At 60.7% G+C, this 21,162-nt stretch carries 18 protein-coding genes; 17 read left to right on the forward strand and 1 reads right to left on the reverse strand.

From position 1 onward, the window contains the following. The first annotated feature begins 114 nt into the window (after positions 1 to 114). From H4684_RS11675 to H4684_RS11725, 11 genes are all read left to right on the forward strand, one after another. A complete protein-coding gene (locus H4684_RS11675; RefSeq protein ID WP_318779637.1) occupies positions 115 to 1,179 on the forward strand; it encodes an efflux RND transporter periplasmic adaptor subunit in 1,065 nt (354 codons plus the stop codon). Further along, positions 1,176 to 4,301: an efflux RND transporter permease subunit gene (locus H4684_RS11680; RefSeq protein ID WP_192623871.1), complete on the forward strand. Its 3,126-nt coding sequence runs from the start codon at positions 1,176 to 1,178 to the stop codon at positions 4,299 to 4,301. The genes H4684_RS11675 and H4684_RS11680 overlap by 4 nt, the downstream gene beginning before the upstream one ends. 121 nt (positions 4,302 to 4,422) lie before the next feature. Beyond that, positions 4,423 to 4,848, forward strand: a complete 426-nt coding sequence (locus tag H4684_RS11685) for a hypothetical protein (RefSeq protein WP_092191067.1) — start codon at positions 4,423 to 4,425, stop codon at positions 4,846 to 4,848. Positions 4,849 to 4,971: 123 nt separating this feature from the next. After that, a complete protein-coding gene (locus tag H4684_RS11690; protein ID WP_192623872.1) occupies positions 4,972 to 5,991 on the forward strand; it encodes a tRNA dihydrouridine synthase in 1,020 nt (339 codons plus the stop codon). A gap of 1 nt (position 5,992) precedes the next feature. After that, positions 5,993 to 6,427: a YqaA family protein gene (locus H4684_RS11695; RefSeq protein WP_092191069.1), complete on the forward strand. Its 435-nt coding sequence runs from the start codon at positions 5,993 to 5,995 to the stop codon at positions 6,425 to 6,427. A 4-nt stretch (positions 6,428 to 6,431) separates the two neighbouring features. Beyond that, positions 6,432 to 7,436: a dihydroorotase gene (gene pyrC, locus H4684_RS11700; RefSeq protein ID WP_192623873.1), complete on the forward strand. Its 1,005-nt coding sequence runs from the start codon at positions 6,432 to 6,434 to the stop codon at positions 7,434 to 7,436. Between the two features lies 1 nt (position 7,437). Continuing rightward, positions 7,438 to 8,409 carry a hypothetical protein gene (locus H4684_RS11705; RefSeq protein ID WP_192623874.1) on the forward strand — a complete coding sequence of 324 codons (972 nt, stop codon included), beginning with the start codon at positions 7,438 to 7,440 and terminating at the stop codon, positions 8,407 to 8,409. 319 nt (positions 8,410 to 8,728) lie between these two features. Continuing rightward, positions 8,729 to 9,964: a KamA family radical SAM protein gene (locus H4684_RS11710; RefSeq protein WP_092191075.1), complete on the forward strand. Its 1,236-nt coding sequence runs from the start codon at positions 8,729 to 8,731 to the stop codon at positions 9,962 to 9,964. Further along, positions 9,949 to 10,947, forward strand: coding sequence for a D-alanine--D-alanine ligase family protein (locus H4684_RS11715; RefSeq protein ID WP_192623875.1), 999 nt, complete (start codon positions 9,949 to 9,951; stop codon positions 10,945 to 10,947). The genes H4684_RS11710 and H4684_RS11715 overlap by 16 nt, the downstream gene beginning before the upstream one ends. Continuing rightward, positions 10,944 to 11,966 (forward strand): D-alanine--D-alanine ligase family protein, encoded by a 1,023-nt coding sequence (locus tag H4684_RS11720; RefSeq protein WP_092191079.1) that lies wholly within the window; start codon positions 10,944 to 10,946, stop codon positions 11,964 to 11,966. The genes H4684_RS11715 and H4684_RS11720 overlap by 4 nt, the downstream gene beginning before the upstream one ends. Beyond that, positions 11,959 to 12,462, forward strand: a complete 504-nt coding sequence (locus tag H4684_RS11725) for a GNAT family N-acetyltransferase (RefSeq protein ID WP_192623876.1) — start codon at positions 11,959 to 11,961, stop codon at positions 12,460 to 12,462. The genes H4684_RS11720 and H4684_RS11725 overlap by 8 nt, the downstream gene beginning before the upstream one ends. A gap of 1 nt (position 12,463) precedes the next feature. On the opposite strand, the gene H4684_RS11730 is transcribed toward H4684_RS11725, so the two are convergent. Next, on the reverse strand, positions 12,464 to 13,369 hold the full coding sequence (locus tag H4684_RS11730) for a VgrG-related protein (protein ID WP_192623877.1): 906 nt from the start codon (positions 13,367 to 13,369) through the stop codon (positions 12,464 to 12,466). 212 nt (positions 13,370 to 13,581) lie between these two features. Between H4684_RS11730 and H4684_RS11735 the strand changes: the two genes are divergently transcribed. From H4684_RS11735 to H4684_RS11760, 6 genes are all read left to right on the forward strand, one after another. Then, on the forward strand, positions 13,582 to 14,619 hold the full coding sequence (locus tag H4684_RS11735) for an acyltransferase family protein (RefSeq protein ID WP_192623878.1): 1,038 nt from the start codon (positions 13,582 to 13,584) through the stop codon (positions 14,617 to 14,619). A 178-nt stretch (positions 14,620 to 14,797) separates the two neighbouring features. Next, positions 14,798 to 17,032 carry an ATP-binding protein gene (locus H4684_RS11740; protein WP_192623879.1) on the forward strand — a complete coding sequence of 745 codons (2,235 nt, stop codon included), beginning with the start codon at positions 14,798 to 14,800 and terminating at the stop codon, positions 17,030 to 17,032. A gap of 203 nt (positions 17,033 to 17,235) precedes the next feature. Then, entirely contained in the window at positions 17,236 to 18,291 is a 1,056-nt protein-coding gene (locus tag H4684_RS11745) for an extracellular solute-binding protein (RefSeq protein WP_192623880.1), read from the forward strand. 69 nt (positions 18,292 to 18,360) lie between these two features. Beyond that, positions 18,361 to 19,446 (forward strand): ABC transporter ATP-binding protein, encoded by a 1,086-nt coding sequence (locus H4684_RS11750; RefSeq protein ID WP_192623881.1) that lies wholly within the window; start codon positions 18,361 to 18,363, stop codon positions 19,444 to 19,446. After that, complete coding sequence (locus H4684_RS11755; RefSeq protein ID WP_092191093.1) at positions 19,443 to 20,279, forward strand: ABC transporter permease; 837 nt, start codon at positions 19,443 to 19,445, stop codon at positions 20,277 to 20,279. The genes H4684_RS11750 and H4684_RS11755 overlap by 4 nt, the downstream gene beginning before the upstream one ends. Continuing rightward, on the forward strand, positions 20,276 to 21,136 hold the full coding sequence (locus H4684_RS11760; protein ID WP_192623882.1) for an ABC transporter permease: 861 nt from the start codon (positions 20,276 to 20,278) through the stop codon (positions 21,134 to 21,136). The genes H4684_RS11755 and H4684_RS11760 overlap by 4 nt, the downstream gene beginning before the upstream one ends. Positions 21,137 to 21,162 lie beyond the last annotated feature (26 nt).

The following is a 21,162-nucleotide window of genomic DNA, read 5'->3' on the forward strand; positions in this document are numbered from 1 at the left end:
TGAAAATTTTTAGGTCGAAAGTCGCCTGGATTTTCGAAAAATATGGTTGAAATTTCGAGCCAACAACGTTGGCAACACTTATTCACGGATTCAGGAAAGAATTTCTTGAATCGCGTGGCGCTTGTCCTTTGCATCTGCGGCTTTCTGGCCGGCTGTTCGGATGCGCCCGCGAACACTTCCGGCGTGGCCGAAGGCGGCACGGCAGGCCCTGCCTCCGAGGCTGCGGTACCGGCCAGGCCTGTGCACGTGGTCAATGTCGTGACCGAGGAGATAAGGACCGTCACCATGCGCGACATGCTGGTCCTGCCCGGGGAAACCGAGGCTCTGCATGACGTGCGCCTGGCCGCCCAGCGCGGCGGCGTCGTGGAGTGGGTCGGGGTGACCGAAGGGAGTGTCGTTGGCACCGGAGATCACATCGCCCGCATCGACCTGTCCGCCCTGGGCGCCGCCCGTGACCGCGCGCGGGCGAACGTGCGGCTGGCCGAAGATCAGCTGCTGCGCAGACGCGAGCTCCACGCGCAGGGCGTTCTGGCCCGGGAAGAACTGGAGCAGGCCCAGAACGAGCTGACCTCGGCCGTGACGCGGTTGCGCGAGGCCGAGGTCGAGTACGGACATGGCACGGTGTCGTCCACCCTGGACGGCGTGGTCAACAAGGTCCATGTCGACCCCGGCGAATTCGTGGCCGAGGGCGGACCCGTGGCTGATATCGTCAACGTGGCCACCATGCGCATCAACTTCAACGTGCCCGAGGGCGATGTGCGTTTCCTGGCCGAAGGGCAAAAGGTCACGGTGCTCGTGGACACCTATCCCGAGCGGCAGTGGATGGGAGAGATCGATTTCGTGGCCTGGAAGGCGGATCCCGCGACCCGCACCTTTCAGGTCCGGGTGGTGGTGGACAATGCCGATGGCAGCATCCGACCCGGCATGATCGCACGGGCGGCTTTTTTGCGACGCCTGATCGAGAATGCCGTGACCGTGCCCCTCTTCACCGTGCAGGACAAGGGAGGCGAACGGATCGTTTTCGTGGAGCTGAACGGAGTGGCCCAGGCGCGTTCCGTCGAGCTGGGCGTCATCGAGGGTGACCGCGTGCAGGTGCTCGGCGGCCTCAAGGCCGGGGACAGGCTCATCGTGGCCGGGCACACCGAGGTGGAGGACGGGACAAAGGTGAACGTGCGATGATCGTCAATCAAACCGCACAGCACCGGCAGCCCCTGGTTCTGGTCACCCTGGTTCTGATCATCGTGGCCGGGCTCTACAGCTACGTGAAGCTCCCGCGCGAGGCCGCTCCCGACATCCAGATTCCCTACATCTTCGTGACCACCACCTACGAGGGCGTCGCTCCGGAGGACATGGAGAAGCTGGTCACCATCCCCCTGGAGCGCAAGCTCAAGGGACTGGAGGGCGTGGAGGAACTGACCTCGCAGTCCAACGACGGCGAGTCCACCATCGCCATCAAGTTTCTGCCCAGCGAGGACATCGACGACGCGCTGCAGAAGGTGCGCGACAAGGTCGATCAGGCCTCCGGCGACCTGCCGTCGGACCTTGAGGACGATCCGGTCGTCAGCGAAATGAATTTTTCCGACATGCCCATCATTCAGGTGGTCCTGTCCGGCCCTTTTAGCCTGAAGCGTCTCAAGGTCTTTGCCGAGGACCTGGAGGACAGGTTCGAGTCCATTCCCGGAGTGCTCGACGCCCGGATCATCGGCGGTCTCGAGCGTGAAATCCACGTCGAGTTCGACCTCGACCGCGTCGGCGCCTACAGGGTGCCTTTCACCGCCATGCTGCAGTCCGTGGAGCGGGGCAACGTGAACATGCCCGGCGGGTCCATGGATATCGGCGACATGCGCTATCAGGTGCGCGTGCCCGAGGATTTTCAGAATCCGGCGGAGATCGACTCCATCGTGGCCTTCGTGCGTGACGGCAAGCCCGTCTATCTGCGCGACGTGGCCGCCATCCGCGATCATTACAAGGACCCTACAACACTGAGCCGCCTGAACGGGGAGAACGCGGTGACCCTGCAGGTCATCAAGCGCAGCGGCGAGAACATCATCGACATCAACGACCAGATCGCGGCCGCCGTCGAGGAAATGCGCGAGCTTCTTCCTCCCTCCCTGAATATCAGCCTGACCGCAGACATGGCCGAGGACATCCGCAACATGGTCGCCGATCTGGAGAACAACATCCTGACAGGGCTCATCCTCGTCCTGTTCGTGGTGCTCATCTTCATCGGCGGGCGCTCCGCCGTGTTCGTCTCCGTGGCCATTCCGGTGTCCATGCTCATCACCTTCGCGCTCCTGCGTCTGCTGGACATCACCCTGAACATGGTCGTGCTTTTTTCCCTCATCCTGGCCCTTGGCATGCTGGTCGACAATGGCATCGTCATCGTGGAGAACATCTACCGTCACATGCAGGAGGGCAAGGACCGCTTCCAGGCGGCCCTCGACGGGACCAGCGAAGTGGCCTGGCCGGTCATCACCTCGACCCTGACCACCATCGGCGCGTTTTTTCCCATGATCTTCTGGCCCGGAATCATGGGCGGATTCATGTCCTTTCTGCCCAAGACGGTCATTCTGGCGCTCATGGGCTCCCTTTTCGTGGCCCTGGTCATCAATCCGGTCCTGTCCGCGCGCTATCAGACCGCCGCGCCCCCGCGCTTCGCCGGTGACGGAAACGTCGCCCGGTCCAGATCCAAGAGGGTCTACATGTGGCTTCTGGGCTGGGCCCTGAACCACAGGGCGCTGGTTCTGGGGGTCTGCGTGGTCATGTTTTTCGGCTCGGCCCTGGCTTTCGGCAAATTCGGCAAGGGCGTGGAGTTCTTTCCGGAAACCGAGCCCAAGCGGGCCTACGCCAACGTCAAGCTGCCCGTGGGCACGGGGCTTGACGCCACGGACCGTTACATCAGGATCATCGAAGACGTCTGTTCCGAGTACGAGGACGTGCGTTACGTCATCGGCAGCACGGGCGCGGCCACGGGCGGGGATTTCGGCGGGGGCGGAAGCGGCACGCACCTCGGCTCCGTGACCCTCGATTTCAAGCCCATCGGCGAGCGCACGAGGCATTCCTCGGAGATCGTCTCGGAGGTTCGAGACAGGCTTGCCGCACAGATCACCGGGGTGGAACTGCGCGTGGAGAAGGAAGACGAGGGGCCGCCCACCGGCGATCCGGTCAGCCTTGAGATCTACGGTGACGACATGCAGGTGCTGGCCGGGATCGTGGAGCAGGTCCGCGAGCTCATGCGCGACATCCCCGGCATCGTCGACATGAAGGACAACCTGGTCACCGGCAAGCCGGAGATCCAGATCCGGGTGGACAAGGAGAAGACCGCGCTCCTGGGCCTCGACACCTACACCGTGGCCTACACCGTGAAGGCGGCCATCAACGGAGCCAAGGTCGGCGTGTACCGCGAGGGCAAGGACGAATACGACATCGTCGCCAAGCTGCCGCGCAAGGACAGGGAGTCGGTGGAATCCCTGAAGCGCATCACGGTCTCGGGTCCGGACGGCGAACCGGTGCCCCTGACCACTCTGGCCCGGGTGGAACTGGCCAGCGGCCTCGGGGCCATCAACCACAAGGACCAGAAAAGGGTGGTCACGGTCTCCTCCGACGTCAGCGGCAGGCTCGCCAACGACATCATCCGCGAACTGGACGCCAGGCTCGGGACCCTGGCCTGGCCGCGTGGGTACACCTACAGCTTCGCCGGAGAGCAGGAAGAGCAGCGCAAGGCCCAGGAATTCTTGAGCGAGGCCTTTGTGGTCGCCATTTTCCTCATCTTCATGGTGCTGGTGGCCCAGTTCAACTCCATGGTCACTCCGCTCATCGTGCTGACCTCGGTGGTGCTGTCCTTCATCGGGGTCTTCGCGGGGCTTTTGCTCACCGGCACGGCTTTCGGGATCATCATGACCGGCGTGGGCGTCATCTCCCTGGCCGGGGTGGTCGTCAACAACGCCATCGTGCTCATCGATTACTTCGAGCAGCTCAAAGCGACGGGCATGGAGACGCGCGAGGCGCTGATGACGGCCGGGCTGACCCGCTTCCGCCCTGTGCTGCTCACGGCCGTGACCACCATCCTTGGCCTCTTGCCCATGGCCCTCGGGGTCAGCTTCGACTTCTTCAGGCTGGAGCTGATCACGGAGTCGGAGTCGGCGCAGTGGTGGGGTCCCATGGCCGTGGCGGTCATTTTCGGGCTTCTTGTGGCCACTTTGCTGACTCTGGTCGTGGTGCCGGTGCTGTGTTCATTGCAGGACGGAGCCAGGGGATGGATGGCCCGGCGCAGGGCGGCAAGGGCCGGGGCAACCGGCTAGGACGCCTGCCGACGTGCGATGGGGGCCTTGTCAATCATGCCCCCCTCATCTATGCACTCACCTGTCCGCTTCCATCGCGTCGGATGCTTTCGCCCACACTTTGCCTTTCAAGGAGTGCATAATGCTCTGGATTCATCCTCTGCTTCAACTTGCGGCCACCGGCCTGGCCCTGTACGTCTTGTCCCTTGGGTGGCCACGTTTTCAGGCCAACCACCTGGGAAAGAAAGGTAAGTTCATGTGGGCCGAACATGTCCGGCTCGGCAAGTACGCACATATTCTATGGATGAGCGGACTGGTCCTTGGCCTCTATGCCGTCGGCCAGCACTGGGGCCAGAACACCATCACCGGCAACCATTACTGGATCGGCCAGATGATGATGCCCTGCATCGCGGGAGGGTACATCACGGGCGTGATCATGGATCGCAACAGAATGAAACGCCGCTACCTGCCTCTGGTGCACGCCGTCTTCAATTCGGTGGCCGTACTCCTGGCGCTGGCGGAAGTGGTCACCGGAATCGGCGTCATCCGGGTTTTCATGCTGTCCTGATCCTTTTTGTCCGGTTCGTTTCCGAAGCGCTCTTCCCCGGTGGAGGGCGCTTTTTCAGCTTTTTCGTTCCTGGCCGTTTCGGCTCCTGTCCCCGATTTTTCCGGTTTTGTGGAGAACGTGTTCATGCAGCACCCTGCCTTTTTTTCGGATCCCTTGAGCGTCGGCTCCGTGCTTCTGCCTTCGCGCCTTGTCCTGGCGCCTATGGCAGGTCTTGGGCATGTGGCCTTTCGGGAAGTGCTCGGAGGATTCGGAGGGCATGGTTTCATGGTCACGGAGATGTGCAACGCCCGCGCCGTGCCGCAGGAAAGCCGCCATCATTCCCCCGTGTTCCGCTGGCGCGACGAGGAGGCGACGCGTCTTGTCTGCCAGATTTTCGGGGGCGAGCCCGAAGTCATGGCCGCCGCAGCCAGGCGCATCGAGAGCGAAGGGCTCATGGGCGTGGACATCAACATGGGCTGCTCCGTGGCTGCCATCTGCAAGAAGGGATACGGGGCGGCGCTGCTCAAGGACCCGGAGCGGGCCGTGGCCATCGTGCGGGCCGTGCGCCAGGCCGTGCGTTGTCCGGTCATGGTCAAATTCCGCAGTGGCTGGGAGAACTCTCCGGATTTGGCCGTGGACCTGGCCAGGCGTTTCGAGGACGCGGGTGCGGACCTCTTGACCTTTCACCCGCGCATCGCGCCGGATCGCCGGTCCCGTCCGCCCAAATGGGCGCATATTCGGGCCGTGGCCGCTGCCGTTTCAATTCCCGTGCTCGGTAACGGCAACGCCTTTTCCGGCGAGGATTGCGCCCGGATGGTCGCCGAGACCGGCTGCGCGGGAGTGTCCATCGGCCGCATGGCCATCGCCCGGCCCTGGATTTTCGCCCAGCTGGTGCATGGCTTCGAGCCCGACGAGGACATTTTTCTGAACACGGCGCTGAAGATCATCGACGCCATCTGGAAGCATTTCGAGCCCACGCGCGCCATCAAGATGTACAAGAAATACCTGCCCTATCTGGCCGCCAATTTCGTCTTCGGCCACAGCCTCTGGCCGGAGCTGGCACGGGGGCTCACCCGCGAGGACATGACCGAGAACGCCATGCGGGTTTTGGGCAAGAGGCCCCGGGTCGCGTCCACCCCCAACGCCTTTTTGTTCACGTCCTGACATGGAAGAGCTGCTCCTTGATTACGGACTGACCGGGCTTTTCATCCTGTCCTTCCTGGCCGCCACGTTTCTGCCCGTGGTCTCCGAGGCCGCCCTTGCAGCCCTGATTCTGGCCGGCGTCGATCCATATGCCTGCGTAGCGGCGGCCACCGCCGGCAACACCCTGGGGGCCATGACCACCTGGGGGATCGGACGGTGGGGGAGCGAGCCCTTTCTGACCCGGATGCTGCGCCTTTCCGCCGCGCAGCGGGAGCGGGCGGTGCGCCTTTTCGCCCGTTATGGCTCGTGGAGCCTGCTGCTGGCCTGGACGCCCATACTCGGGGACCCGCTCTGCGCCGTGGCCGGCCTCTTCGGGCTGTCCCTGAAGCGCTTTGTCCCGCCTGTGCTGCTCGGCAAGCTTGCCCGCTATGCCGGACTTGCCTATCTTCTTTCCTGACATAATGGTATTTCCTGGAGGTTTCATGCTGATCTTGCATTCTCCCCTGGACATGCATGTCCACCTGCGCCAGGGCGACATGCTGGCCCTGGTGGCGCCGCACACGGCCCGGGACTTCGTCGCCGCCGTGGTCATGCCCAACCTGACCCCGCCAGTGACCGAGCTTACGCAGGTGCTGGACTACCGGGAGAAAATACTTCGCGTGGCGGGAGAATCGTTCTCCCCGCTCATGACTCTTTTTTTCAAGGCCTACTCCAGGGACGAGCTGCTGGCCGCAAGGCCGCACATCATCGGGCTCAAGCTCTATCCCGCCGGAATGACGACCAACTCCGAGGCCGGTTTGGCCGACATGCGGCAGGCCCACGCAACCCTGGCCATCATGGAGGAGCTGGACATCCCCCTTTTGATCCATGGGGAGGGATGCGGATTCGTCATGGACCGCGAGGCGGTTTTTCTGCCCGTGGTGGCGGAGTGGGCGCGCATGTTTCCCCGGCTGCGCATTGTTCTCGAACACGTCACCACCCGGGCCGGGGTGGAGCTGCTGGACCGCTTCGACAACCTTTTCGCCACGGTCACCCTGCACCATCTGCTCATCACCCTTGATGACGTGCTCGGCGGGCTCATGCGGCCTCATCTTTTCTGCAAGCCCGTGGCCAAACGTCCGGAGGATCGCGACGCCCTGCGACAGGCGGCGCTGCATCACCCCCGGGCGTTCTTCGGCAGCGACACGGCCCCGCATCCGATCACGGCCAAGGAAGCGCCCGGCTGCGCGGCCGGAATCTTTTCCGCGCCCGTGGCCTTGCCTGCCCTGGCCGGTCTCTTCGAGGAGCTGGACGCCCTGGACCTGCTGCAGGCCTTTGTTTCGGACCGCGCCCGCGCCGCCTACGGCCTGACCCCCATGGCCAGGGAGGTGCGTCTTGAGCGCCGCGCCTGGACCGTGCCGGAGCGCTTCGGTTCCGTCGTGCCCTATCTTGCGGGTCAGACCCTGGCCTGGCAGGTGGTGAACTGACATGTACGTGGCGGTGCTGGGAGAAGGCAGGCCGTTGCGCTTCGAGTTGCGGCGTTCCGTGCCGGTGGACGGCGGCTTTGGTTTTGAGACCCTTTTAGACCTGGGGGCGGACCCTGGCCGCATGGTCCGTTTCGGCCGTTTCGGGATATCCTATGCCGAGGAGCTTCTTGAGGCGCTGGCGGGTCTGGACCTGGACATGGATGAGCTCGACGAGGCATTCGCTCCATTTGCCCCTCAGGATTTCAGGGACCGGGCCGGGCGCTCCCGGACATGGACGCGAACGGTGCTGACCCGCACGCAGGAAGACCTCATCCGCGCCCTGCATCCCTTTGATCGCAGACGCATGGCTTTCATGCGTTCGGGCGAGATCAACCTGAGCCGCATCGACGAAGTCAGCCCCAAGCTGTTTTTGAGCCTCTTGGACAAGAGCCGGGACGAAATCGAGCAGCTCTTCCTGCGTCTTGAGCGCTCCCTGCCCATGGAGGAGGTGCGCGGCTACGTGCATGCGGTGTTCAATCTGCAACGCCATTTCACTTCCCCGGCGGCCCGGACCATGCCCGAAGCCCTGGACCCGGCCGGTCTTGACGAGGCCTTCATGCATGAATTCTGCGCCCTGTGGGACGATGCGGGCTTTGCCTTCGGCCACACCGATGCGCGGACGTATCTGCGGCGTTATGCGTGTCTGCATTTTGATTTCGATTTTGCCGCGTCGGCTGGTTTCGAGCGCATCTTTCACGATTTCATGAACGATTTTCGCCGTCCCCGTCCACGTCCGAGAACCGTCGCTCCGGAACGGGTGCGCGAACTCTTCGGCATGGGCATGGCCGAGATCAGAAGCATGACCAGGCGCGAGTTCGCGCGCATCTTCCGCAAGAAGGCCATGACCATGCATCCGGACAAGGGCGGGGATCATGACGCCTTTGTGGAACTGCTCGAAACCTACAAGCGCATCGTGTCCTCAAAGCCCGAATAGGGTCCTTCGATCATCCCTGCCTCATTGGGTTTGAACCCTCTTGAACCACTGGATTTTTTCCTTCCTTCGCGCCCTTGGCGGGCCTCTTTGAAATATTTTTGAAAATTTCAAAAAATTTGCGCCGTCCGGGGCATAAGTCTGATGACAAGAAAATGGGAAAGGCATATGAGCCGTCGCATCAGGGAACATGCGTTTTTTTCGCTGTCCAAAGCGGGTGCGCATGGATGATTGTCACTGATTTTATGTTTTTATTTCAATATATTGTTAAGGATTGGCGCGTTTTCATTTTTTGAATAATTTAACGTGCACAGAGGAAACCATGGACGTTGTCGAATTAGTCGCGGCAGAGCCTTCCGAAATCGACCAGGAGCTGGCCGAACCCCCCTCTTTATCTTCCCTTCCCGAAGACCTGGAGCTTGGCCTCTGGGCGCATCGCAAGAAATTCATGAGCACGCATTTTCCCGGTGCCGTGCAGAAGGACTGGGACAGCTGGCGCTGGCAGTTGAAGAACCGTGTCACCTCCGTGGAGGCCATGGCTCGGATTCTTGGCGTGCCCGCCCCGGTCTTCGAAAAGACCAGGCGGCGACTGCCCGCGGCCGCCACGCCCTATTACCTGTGGGTTGCCTCCCGCAGCGAGTCCGTGCGGCGCTGCATCCTGCCCGATGTGCGCGAAACGCTGAGTCTGCCTTTCGAGACTCCGGACCCGCTCGGCGAAGAAGGGCACAGCCCGGTTCCCGGCATTGTCCATCGCTACCCGGACAGGGTGCTGTTTCTGGTCACGGAGTTCTGCTCGACCTATTGCCGCTATTGCACGCGCTCACGGCTGGTGGGCAAGGTCGGACACCGCTCGGACATGCGCAGCTGGCAGGCCGCCCTCGACTATATCCGCGAACATGACGAAGTGCGCGACGTGCTGCTCTCCGGGGGCGACCCTCTGACCTTGCCGGACATGAAGATCGAGTGGCTGTTGTCCCAACTGCGCGCCATTCCACATGTGGAGATCATCCGCATCGGCTCCAAGGTCCCGGCCGTGCTTCCCCAGCGCATCACGCCCAAGCTGGTGCGCATGCTGCGTCGCTATCATCCGCTGTTCATCAGCCTGCACTTCACGCATCCCGACGAGATGACGCCGGACACGGCCTTGGCCTGCAACCGGCTGGCCGACGGCGGCATCCCCCTCGGGAGCCAGACAGTGCTTCTGTCCGGAGTCAACGACGACGCGCCGACCATGAAGCGGCTCATGCACGGGCTGATCCGCAACCGCGTCCGGCCCTACTACCTGTACCAGTGCGACCCGATTCCCGGATCGAGTCATTTCCGGACTCCGGTGGAGACGGGGCTGACCATCATCCGGAATCTGCGCGGGCACACTTCGGGCTACTGCATCCCGACCTATGTCATCGACGCTCCCGGCGGCGGTGGCAAGGTGCCGCTGCAACCGGATTATTTCCAGGGTCGGGACGAGCAGGGCATCGTGCTGCGCAACTATGAAAACCGTGTTTTCCATTACCCTGACCAGCTTTGCCCGCAGGAGGGATCATGCTCGTTGGCATGACCTACGATCTGCAGCAGGACTATCTGGCTGCCGGATACGACAGGGACGAGGTGGCGGAGCTGGACAGTCCCGTCACCGTCGAAGCCGTCAAAGCGGCGCTTTTGTCCCAGGGGCACGACGTGGAGCTGATCGGCGGGGCCGGACCGCTGGTGCGCGCCCTGGCTGACGGGCGGCGCTGGGACCTGGTCTTCAATTTCGCCGAAGGAATGCTTGGATTGGCCCGCGAGGCCCAGGTTCCGGCCCTGCTGGATGCGTGGGACATTCCCTACACCTTCTCCGGGCCCGAAGTGCTGGCCCTGTCCCTGCACAAGGGCTGGACCAACGCGGTGCTGCGGGCGCACGACGTGCCCACGGCCGATTTCAGGATCGTGAACAGCATGGACGAGGTGGAAAAAATCGATCTGCCTTTTCCGCTCTTTGTCAAACCAGTGGCCGAAGGGTCCAGCAAGGGTGTGAGCGACAAGTCCCTGGTCAGGGACCGGCAGGCATTGCGCGGGATCTGCGAGCATGTCCTGCGCACGTATCGTCAGCCCGCCCTGGTCGAGACGTTTCTTCCGGGCCGGGAATTCACGGTGGGCATTTTGGGCAGCGGCCGGGAGTGCAGGGTGCTTGGGGTCATGGAGGTGCTCGCCACCGCCCGGGGCGACGCGTGCGCCTACACCTACGCCAACAAGCAGGAATGGCGCGAGCGGGCGCTCTACGAACTGGCCACCGACGGCCCGGCTGAGCAGGCCGCCGAGGTGGCCCGCGCGGCATGGCAGGCCCTTGGATGCCTGGACGCCGGGCGTGTCGATGTGCGTCTGGACGAGCGGGGCGAGGCCCGGTTCATCGAGGTCAATCCGTTGGCGGGCCTCAATCCGGAGAGCTCAGATCTGCCCATTCTCTGCGGCAAGATCGGTCTGGAGTATGCCGAACTCATCAGGGGCATCATGGATTCAGCCATGCGCAGAGCCGAAAACAGGGCTCCAAGGACACGCACGTGAGCCCTTTGCATGTGGCCGTGGTACGCGAGAGCGTCCCTGACGCCGCTTCCCCCGACGCCCTCGACACGGTGCTGCAGGCCCGCAGCGTGCGCGAGAGCCTGGCCCGTTGCGGCTGGCGGACCTCGGAGCATGTCCTTGGTTCCGATCCCTCGGCGCTTGAGGCCGCCCTGGCGCACCGCAGGCCCGATGTGGTCTTCAATCTGGTCGAGTCCTGTCATGGGGTGTCCAGCCTCGCCTGCCTGGCGCCGGCCCTTTTTCGCAAGGCCGGGCTTGTCTATACCGGGGCGGACGAGGGCAGCATGAGTCTGGCCGGGGACAAGGCCCTGGCGAGGCGGCTCATGCATGCGGCCGGGCTGCCCGTGCCTTGCGGTGCGACGCTTGGGGAATTGCAGCGGGGCGTTTTCCCCGGGCCTGGCAGATACATCGTCAAGGCGCGTTTCGAGGATGCCTCCCTAGGCCTTGGCCCGGACTGCGTCGTTAAGGTGCGTGCGCGCGAAGAGCTGCTGGCGGTCATGAAGGAACTGGCGCCGCGCATGGGCGGGGATTGCGTGGCCGAAGGCTATGTAAGCGGCCGGGAGTTCAATCTGGCTCTGCTGGCGGAGTCGGGCGGGAAGGTCCGCGCGCTGCCCCTGGCGGAGATGGTCTTCGATGCGGCGACACCCGGTCCGGCCATCCTGCACTATGCGGCCAAATGGGAACAGGACAGCGCGGATTACGCCGCCTCCACGCGCAGCTTCGATCTTGCCGGGGATGAAGCCCTGGCCCGGGAGATGACGCGGATCGGCGTTTCCTGCTGGGAACTTTTCAATCTGGCCGGGTACGCACGCATCGACTTTCGTGTCGGCGACGGCGGCCTGGTCAACATCATCGACGTCAATCCGAATCCGTGCATTTCCCCGGACGCGGGCTTTGTGGCTGCGGCCAGGCAGGCCGGACTGGACCATGCCGCACTGGTCCGGGACATCGTTTTCGATGCCCTGGAGAGGGCGGGGCAGAGGGAGAAGACCGGCCGTGCATGAGATTTTCTTTCGCGATCAGGTACGCGCCGAAGACAGACACGCCGTGCGCGAAATCGTGACCTCCACGGCCTTTTTTTCAGCTTCCGAGGTGGATGTGGCCGAGGAACTGGTGACCGAGCGTCTGGCCAAGGGAGAAGAGAGCGGATATTTTTTTGTTTTCGCCGAAACACTGGAGCGTGGGCCCCTGGGCTATGCGTGCTATGGCCCGACGCCGTGCACCGAAAGCACCCATGATCTGTACTGGATCGCGGTGCATGAAGAGATGCGCGGTCAGGGGCTGGGCAGGAAACTGCTGGCGGAAGTGGAGGCGCGGTTGCGCAGGGGCAAGGGAGGCAAGCTCATCGCCGAGACGTCGTCCCGGGAACAGTACGCGCCGACGCAAAGGTTTTATCTGTCCTGCGGTTTCAGCCTGGAGGCCCGCATTCGCGATTACTATTCCCCGGGCGAGGATATCCTCTATTTTACAAAGAATATCGGGCCCCTGGAGCGGGATTGAACTAGGCCACGGACTGGTTGTCGCCACTTAGCATGGCCAGGACCATTTCCTTTTCCACGTTCATGCGGTTTTTCACGCTGGCCTGCACGCTGGCCGTGGAGGAGCCGAATTGTGATTTGCGGCTGTCGTAAACCTTGTCGATGAGTTTTTGCGCGAACTGGTGTTCAGGTTGTTCCGTGCCGATGGCTTTGATGGCCCGTCCGAAGATCCTGGCCGCTCCGCCGGCTCCATGCTGAACCGCCGTGCTCCAAAGCGCTTCGCGGGCCGCGGATGGCATGGTGTCCATGTCCACGCCGGTTCGTGCCAAAATCTTGTCGCGGGCGGGGGCGTAATGGGTGGCCTCGATGAAATCCCGTTGCAGCGCCCCGAATTTGTCAGGGTCTTCGGCCGCGATTTCACGCCAGACATCCGGCATGCGTCCCCGGGTCGAGCCCGTGTCCGGGGGGCCGGCGGCCTTGAGTTTCGAGGCCCAGCCTGGCTCCTTGTCACGCAGGAATGCGATGAAGTCTTTCATGGTGCCGGGCTTGGACGCGATCTGATAGGTTCCGTAGGATGTGCCGCCGTTTCTGTCATGGCCAATGGCGTTCACGCCCGATGTTCCGGACTCGAAGGTCGCGGACAGGGAGCCTGTCGGGCTCTGCCTGCGGGAACTTCGCGCCTGGCCTGTCCCCGCGTCCGAGGAAGACTGCTGCTTCATGATGGCGGCCAGTCCGTGCAGGGCATCCCGCATGAGGGAATTTTCCATGGATGAGCCGCCAAGGTTCGCGCTCAATTCATTTATGTCTTTGGTTCCCAGGGCCTGACGCATGTGGCTTTGAAACCCGTCCTCCAGCGCCGCCTTGTGGCTCCTGCGCTCGGGCTTGGTTCCCATGAGGGTCATCAGTTGGATGGGATCAAGAAGGCTCATGTAACGTCTCCATGTCAAAATCGTGTCGCTGGCGGTGCTTCAGGGCAATCTTAGCAGATTTTGGGCCAGACCCGGGCAGGTCAGGCATGGCGCGGGCGGAGCGTTTTTTCGGCGGGATGCCGGGAATTTTTTTCTGGTTTGTCGGATGTGGTTGGTCTGATTGTGATCGCGGCGGCTTGGCTGCCGTCAACCTTTTTCCTTGAGTGGAACGCATGCATCTGAGATCTTTTGAGTATTTTCGAGCGGTTGCGATTGTTCTGATTGTAATCGGCCATTGCTACGGCATCACCGGATGGGTGATCGACAGTTTTGGCGAGCGGGTGCTGGCCAATCTGATTTCAGGCGGGACATCCCTTTTCGTTTTCATTTCAGGATTTCTTTTTCATCATGTTTTCTATCCCAAATTTGTTTATCGCAAATTTTTGGAAAAGAAATTCAAGAATGTGTACGTACCGTATCTCATTTTGTCCGTTCTGCCCGTTATCTGGGCATTGGTCATAAAAGCGCCATTTCCGGAGTTTTATTTTGGTCCTGAAGCTACTTTCTACGATCAGATAGTCCGTCCGACACTTCTGTACTACTGGTATGGAGGCGTCATGGTTTATTGGTATATTCCGTTCATAATGGCCATGTTTATAATATCTCCTTTGTTTATTTGGTTTATAAGAATAGATCTACGTAAAAAGATATACATAATATCAATTCTTTCTTTGATATCGATTTTCATGCATAGGCCTGTGAATAATTGGTCCATAGTTCAGTCTGTGATATATTTTTCTCCAGTCTACATGTTTGGTATTTTATGTTCAATGGAAAGAGATTTCATATATGATAAATTTAAGGGCAAGGACTTTCACCTGCTGGGATGTGTGATTTTTCTGGCATTGGTGCAGGCAGCTTTTTTCGAAGCATCCGGAAACTTGCAGAAAAATCCATTTGAATTCAACTGGATAGACATAGCGTTTATACAGAAGCAGATTCTGTGCGTTTATTTCATGGTTTTTCTGCACAAATACGAACATATCGATAGCACGCTGCTGAAAACACTGGCTGGCTCAAGTTTTGCCATTTATTTTCTGCATGGCTGGATCATCTATCTCATTTCAACGGTTCAGTCATATTACAGGCCCTATTACGGGCTGCATCTTTTGCCCATCCTGTCGCCGCTTGTCATCTGGGCCTCCTATGCTGTGGCCAAGCGGGTCAAAAGAGCCTTTCCCAACAAAAGCCGCATGCTCATCGGTTGGTAAGAGATCAGCTGTTTGGCTATCCTTTCATGACGCCGGGGCAGTGTTCCGACACTGGCCCGGGCGCGTGGAAGGAGGCATTCGGCTTTGCTTGATTCCTTCCCTTTTCTTCGTCAGCGCGTTATGAGGCATACAAGAAGTCCAGGAATGCACCCGTGTTCCAGGGCTTGGGAGCCTTCTCATGCGTCTTGCTTTTTTCCAATCCTTGCGGGCCATGCTTTTCGGCCTGGTACTGCTGTCGGTGCTGCCGGCACTGGGAATCATTTTGCTCAATGGACTCCAGAGCCGCGACAATGCATTTCGCCACGCCGAGGGAGAGTTGGTCCGGATAGTCACGGCCATGGCCGGGGTGCAGCAAAGGACCTCCGAGGTGACCCGGCAGACTCTTTCGACCTTGTCGGTCATGGATCGGGTTCAAAACCGGGATGTCGATGGCTGCATGGCGATCTTCAAACGAATTCTGCTCAACAACCCCCTTTATACCAACATCGCCCTGACTGATCCAAAAGGGGAGGTACTGGCTTCGGCCGTGCCCATGTCCTTCGGCAGTCTTGCGGACCGCAAGCATTTTAGGGACGCCATGCGCACCAGGGATTTTTCTCCGGGAGAATTTATCGTTTCCAGGGGGACCTCGATTCCGTCCTTTCCATTCGCCTATCCCCTCCTGGATGAGCAGGGGCAGGTTAAAGGGGTTCTTACCGTGGCTCTCGATCTGACCAGGCTTCATTCATTTTTTGTCGGGCAGCATCTGCCGGACGATTCCTTTCTGGGCATCGCCGATCATGAGGGCAGACGCATTTACAGGTCCGTCGTTGATGAATCTTTTCCCCTGGGAGCATTCGTCAGTCCTGGAACCTGGGCAAAATCAAAGCAGGGCGGGGACAGCGGGGTTTTTGTCAGCATGGGTTCCGACGGCCTCAGCCGCATGAACGCGTTTTGCAAGATCAGACACGCGCACGGGGCGGAACCGTACATGACCCTCTTTGTCGGAGTGCCCGAGGCTTCCATTGGCGCCGACGCCCATAAAGCAATGGCCACGGGCCTCCTTCTGTCTGCCTGCGCGGCCCTGCTGGCCCTGGTCATGGCCTGGGTTGCGGAGAGGACCTTTGTCATGCCCAGAATCAACGCGCTGGTCATGGCCGCCGAGCGTTTCCGGACCGGCGACTACACCAGGCCCACCGGGGTGGACCATGACGCCGGAGAACTGGGGCTTGTGGCCGAAGCCCTCGACCGCATGGCGCTGGAGCGACGGATAGCGCAGGAGGATCTGCACAAGGCCAAGGAAGCTGCCGAGGACGCATCCCGCAGCAAATCCGAATTTCTGGCCAACATGAGCCATGAAATACGAACGCCCCTCAATGGCGTACTGAGCATGTTGCAACTGCTTCAGACCACGGAACCCGATGTCGAGCAGCAGGAATATCTCGAAGCGGCCATTCGCTCCACGAATCGGCTCTCCCGTCTGCTTTCCGACATTCTCGATCTGTCCCGCATCGAATCCAACAAGCTGGTCATCCAGGAGGAAAGTTTCGCCTTTGCCGATGTGCGGCAGAGCATCATCGATATTTTCGGTGTTCCGGCCCACGAGAAGGGGGTGCGGCTGGAAGTGCGTGCAGACCCTTGCATCCCTGCCCATCTGTTTGGCGATGAGGTCAGACTGAGGCAGATTCTCTTCAATCTGGTGGGCAACGCCGTCAAGTTCACACCGAAGGGGCGGATCGATGTACGTTTTGTCCTTGTCTCGGCGGCGGGGGAATCTCCCTGCCGGATCCGCTGCACGGTCCAGGACAGCGGAGTGGGCATCCCAAGCGAACGTCTCAATGATATTTTCGAGCCGTTCATTCAGGTCGACGGCTCCTGTGTGCGCACGCATCAGGGCGCGGGCCTGGGGCTGGCCATCGTGCGTCGTCTGGTGGATCTCATGCATGGGCAGATACAGATCGAAAGCGTGCAGGGCGAGGGCACCTCGGTCGCCGTGACCCTTCCTTTTGCCGTTGGGTCGAGCGATCTTGCGCGGACGCAATACGAGGGGGTGGAGGAAGACCTTGGCGGGCGACGCTTTCTGCTGGTGGAGGACGACGGGGTGAACCGCATGGCCATGGAGCGGATTCTGGCAAAGTTCGGCTGCGAGGTCATAAGCGCCACCAATGGCCGTGAAGCCATCAAAATACTTGAGCGCGAGCACGTCGATCTGGTTTTCATGGACGTGCAGATGCCGGTCATGGACGGGATGGAGGCCACGGGGATCATTCGGGAAGAGCTTGGCAAGGACGTCCCCATAGTGGCCATGACCGCCTACGCCATGGCCGGAGACCGGGAGCGCTTCCTGCAAGCCGGGATGGATGCCTACATCGCCAAGCCCGTGGACATGGCACATTTGAAAGAGACCATCATCTCGATTCTCTCCAGAAGATGATATTTCACGGGGCCGATGCGAAAGTTTTTTCTGCCGGGACCGGAGTGTGCGTTCAGGCTCTTGCGGCGCCGGCCGGACATGGAATGGGCTGAAAATTTTTTTGCCATTGTCTTGTCTTCACGGTGTCATGCACTTGTCGAAATTGATTGAGATTGATACATGTTTATTTGGCTTTTCTTACACACTTATAAGGAGAATTACGCATGAAACGGATTGTTTTGATGATCGTTTTTCTAATGGTCGGTTCATCCCTGGCCATGGCCGATACCCTCCAGTTGTTGACCTGGAAAGGGTACGCCCCCAAGGAGCTGGTGGACAAGTTCGAGGCCGAGACGGGAGTGAAGGTCGAGGTGACCTATTCCAACAACGAGGAAATGATCGCCAAGCTGCGGGCCACGCGCGGGGCGGGCTTTGATCTGGCCCAGCCCAGTCAGGACCGCATCTCCTCGGTGCAGGAAGAGTTTGGCATCTATCAGCCCATCGATTACTCCAGAATCGAGGCTGATCTGTTCATTCCCTCCATGCTCGAAGCCGTGAAGAAGAACACACTGGTCGGCGGCCAGTCGCACGCGGTTCCCTTCTGCTGGGGCACCTCCGGTCTGGTGGTCAACACCGCGAAGGCCAAGGACGCGACCTCCTGGAAAGCCCTCATCGACCCGCAGTACAAGGGCCGCATCAGCTACCGCCTGAAACGTCCGGTCCTCATCGGTCTGGGTTTTGCGCTGGGTTACGACCCCTTTGCCCTCTACGGTGACGAAAAGGCCTACGCCGAGATGCTCTCCAAGATCGAGGCCGAACTGATCAAGGCCAAGCCCCTGGTCAAGAACTACTGGGCCAACGGCGACCAGTTGCTTGAATCCGTGCGTTCCGGCGAAGTGACCGTGGCCGAGGCATGGGACAACGGCGGATGGAAGCTGCACGAAGACAACAAGGACATCGACTTCGTGGCTCCGGCCGAGGGCGCCCTGGGCTGGATCGACACCTTCACCATTCCGGCCAAGGCCAAGAACGTCGACGCGGCCTACAAGTGGATCATCTTTATGCTGAAGCCCGAAAACAGCGGCTATTTCACTTCCGCCGAGAAGACCCCCACGGCCTCCAAGGGCGCCGGTCCGTTCATCGATCCGGCTTTCCAGGCCAATTTCGATCGTTCCTTCCCGCAGGCGACCATCGACAACATCAAATGGTATCCGCCCGTTCCCGCCAACCTTGAGGCCATGGAAGGCAAGGTGCTGGACAAGGTCAAGGCCTCCAACTAAGCACGAAAGGTCCGAAGCCTGCCGGCTTCGGACCTCATTTTTTTTCTTTTTTTCCACAACGGAAGGCGCATGCAATTCGATTTGGTCATTACCGGTCTGGTCAAGAGGTTCGGGACGTTTTCGGCTGTTGACGATGTCTCCTTTTCCGTGCCCAAGGGCTCCTTTTTCTCCATCCTCGGTCCTTCCGGGTGCGGCAAGACCACGCTTCTGCGCATGATCGCCGGATTCGAGGAGTGCACCAGCGGGAGTATCGAGATCAGCGGACAGGACATGCGCGGGGTGACGCCCAACAACAGGCCCGTCAATCTGGTCTTTCAACATCTGGCCCTTTTTCCGATGATGGACGTGGCCGAGAACATCGCCTTCGGCCTGAAGCGGCGCAATGTGCCTGCCGCCGAGATCCGCCGTCGCACGGATGAAATCCTGGAACGGGTGGACCTGCCCGGATTCGGCGCCAAGCGCATCCAGCAGCTCTCCGGCGGTCAGAAGCAGCGCGTGGCCATCGCCCGATGCCTGGTGCTCGACCCCAAGGTCCTGTTGCTGGACGAGCCGCTGGGCGCCCTTGACCTGAAGCTCAGGGAACAGATGAAGGTCGAGCTCAAGAAGCTCCAGGCCAAGATCGGCACGACCTTTGTCTACATCACCCACGACCAGTCCGAAGCCCTGGTCATGTCCGACACCGTGGCGGTCATGAACAGGGGACGCTTTGAGCAGGTCGGCTCCCCGCAGGAGCTCTACGGCGATCCGCATACCCCTTTCGTGGCGGGATTCGTGGGCGACAACAACCGCTGGGCCGGAAGCGTGGAGGACATGGACGACCACACGGTGCTCATCCGCACGGATGAGAACCTGGTTTTTCGCGCCCGCAAGAAGGCCGATGCGCGCAAGGGCCCGGCCACCCTTTTTCTGCGACCCGAGGCCATGGTCATCGAGCCGCCCGACCCGGCCGGGCTCAACACCTTCGGCGTCACGGTCAAGGCCATCCTCTTTGACGGGGCCAACAGCCGCCTGCTGACCGCCACCGCGAGCGGTCACGAATTGCTCGTGGCCCTGCCCCAGAACCGCGCCTTCGATCACATCCGTCCCGGCGAGGACATCACCCTGGGCTGGCATCCCGAGTCCGGCATCGCATTCGCGCGGGAGGAGACGCCATGAAGCGCTCCGGCCTGTTCTGGATCTTTTTGGCCCCGGTGCTGATGTGGCTTGTTCTGCTCATCGTGCTGCCGCATCTGGATCTGCTCATCCTGAGCTTTCGGGTCGGCAAGAGCTGGAGCCTCGAAAATTACGGCAATTTCTTTCTGGAGCCCATCTACTGGCTGACTTTCGTGCGCACGGCGGCCTATTCCGTCATCACCACTTTTCTGACCCTGATCGTGTCCCTGCCCGTGGCCTTCTACATCACCAAACTCTCCCGGCCGGGTGTGCGCGGTTTTCTGATGGTCCTTCTGCTGCTGCCGTTCTGGGTCAGCGAACTGGTGCGGGTTTACGGCTGGATGATCCTGCTGCGCGAATCAGGGGTCATCAATTATTTTCTGCTGCAGCTTGGCCTTGTTTCGCGGCCCATCGAGATGCTCTACAATGACGCGACCATGATCATGGGCCTTGTGTACACGTCCATGCTCTTCATGGTCGTGCCGCTGGTCTCGGTCATGGAGAGCCTGGACGACAGCCTGGTCGAGGCCGCCTACGACCTGGGCGCGAGCAAGTCCTGCATCTGGCGCACGATCATCATTCCGCACTGCAAGCCGGGCATCACCTCCGGCTCCATCGTGGTCTTCATGCTGGTGCTCGGCAACTACCTGACCCCCAACCTCATGGGCGGCAAGAACTCGCTGTGGTTCACGGAGCAGATCTACAACCAGTTCATCGCCAGCTTCAACTGGAACCAGGGCGCTGCCTTTGGCTTTTTGCTGCTGGTGTTGAGTTCGGGCATCATCTGGGTGGGCCTCAGGCTCTCGGGCCAGCGCCTGGGCGAGGTGGCCTCATGATCCGCTCGCTGCCCAGATCCCGGGCCTACGACCGCGCCTTCGTGGTCTTCATACTGCTCTATTTCTTTTTTCTGTTCGCGCCGCTCCTGGTGACCTGCGTGCTGGCCTTCAACAATTCCGATTTTCCGTCCCTGCCCTGGCGCGGATTTACTCTGGACTGGTTCTTTTCGGCCGGGCCGAAACGGGTCGGCATCTTCGAGGACGCAGACAACCTGCGCGCCATCTGGGTCAGTTTCCAGACCGCGCTGTGGGTCTCGGTTTCATGCGTGGTGGTGGGGGTGTGCGCCGCGTTTCTGTTCGAGCAGGAGAATTTCAGGGGCAAGAATTTTCTGTATTTCCTGATGCTCGCCCCGCTGGTCATTCCGGGCGTGATCCTTGGCATCTCCATTTTGCTGGGGGCGACAACGGCGGGAATCTATTTCGAGGATCACTGGAACCTGGATTTCGATCTTTTCAGGCCCAGCTTCTGGCTGGTCGTGGTGGGGCAGTTTTCCTTCATCACCACCTTCGTCACGCTGGTGGTTTCGGCCAAGCTGCGCAAGTTCGACCACTCCCTGGAAGAGGCGGCCCTGAACCTCGGCGCGACACGTTTTCAGGTCATCTGGCACATCACCCTGCGCTATCTGCGTTCGTCGATCATCGGCTCCGGGGCCGTGGCCTTCCTGATGAGCTTCGAGAATTTCAACACCACCCTTTTTCTGGTCGGCTCGCAGCCCACCCTGCCCATCAATCTGTATCTGCAGGTCCGCGACGGTTCGACGCCGGTCATAAACGCCGTCTCGCTTTTGCTCATCATCGGCACGTCCGTGCTGGCCCTGACCAATCTGTACATCGATCGCAAGGAAGACCTGAAGTGAAAACCCGTCCCGCCCACCCCGCGAAG

This window comes from Desulfomicrobium macestii (assembly GCF_014873765.1).
In the GTDB taxonomy this organism is placed as follows: domain Bacteria; phylum Desulfobacterota; class Desulfovibrionia; order Desulfovibrionales; family Desulfomicrobiaceae; genus Desulfomicrobium; species Desulfomicrobium macestii.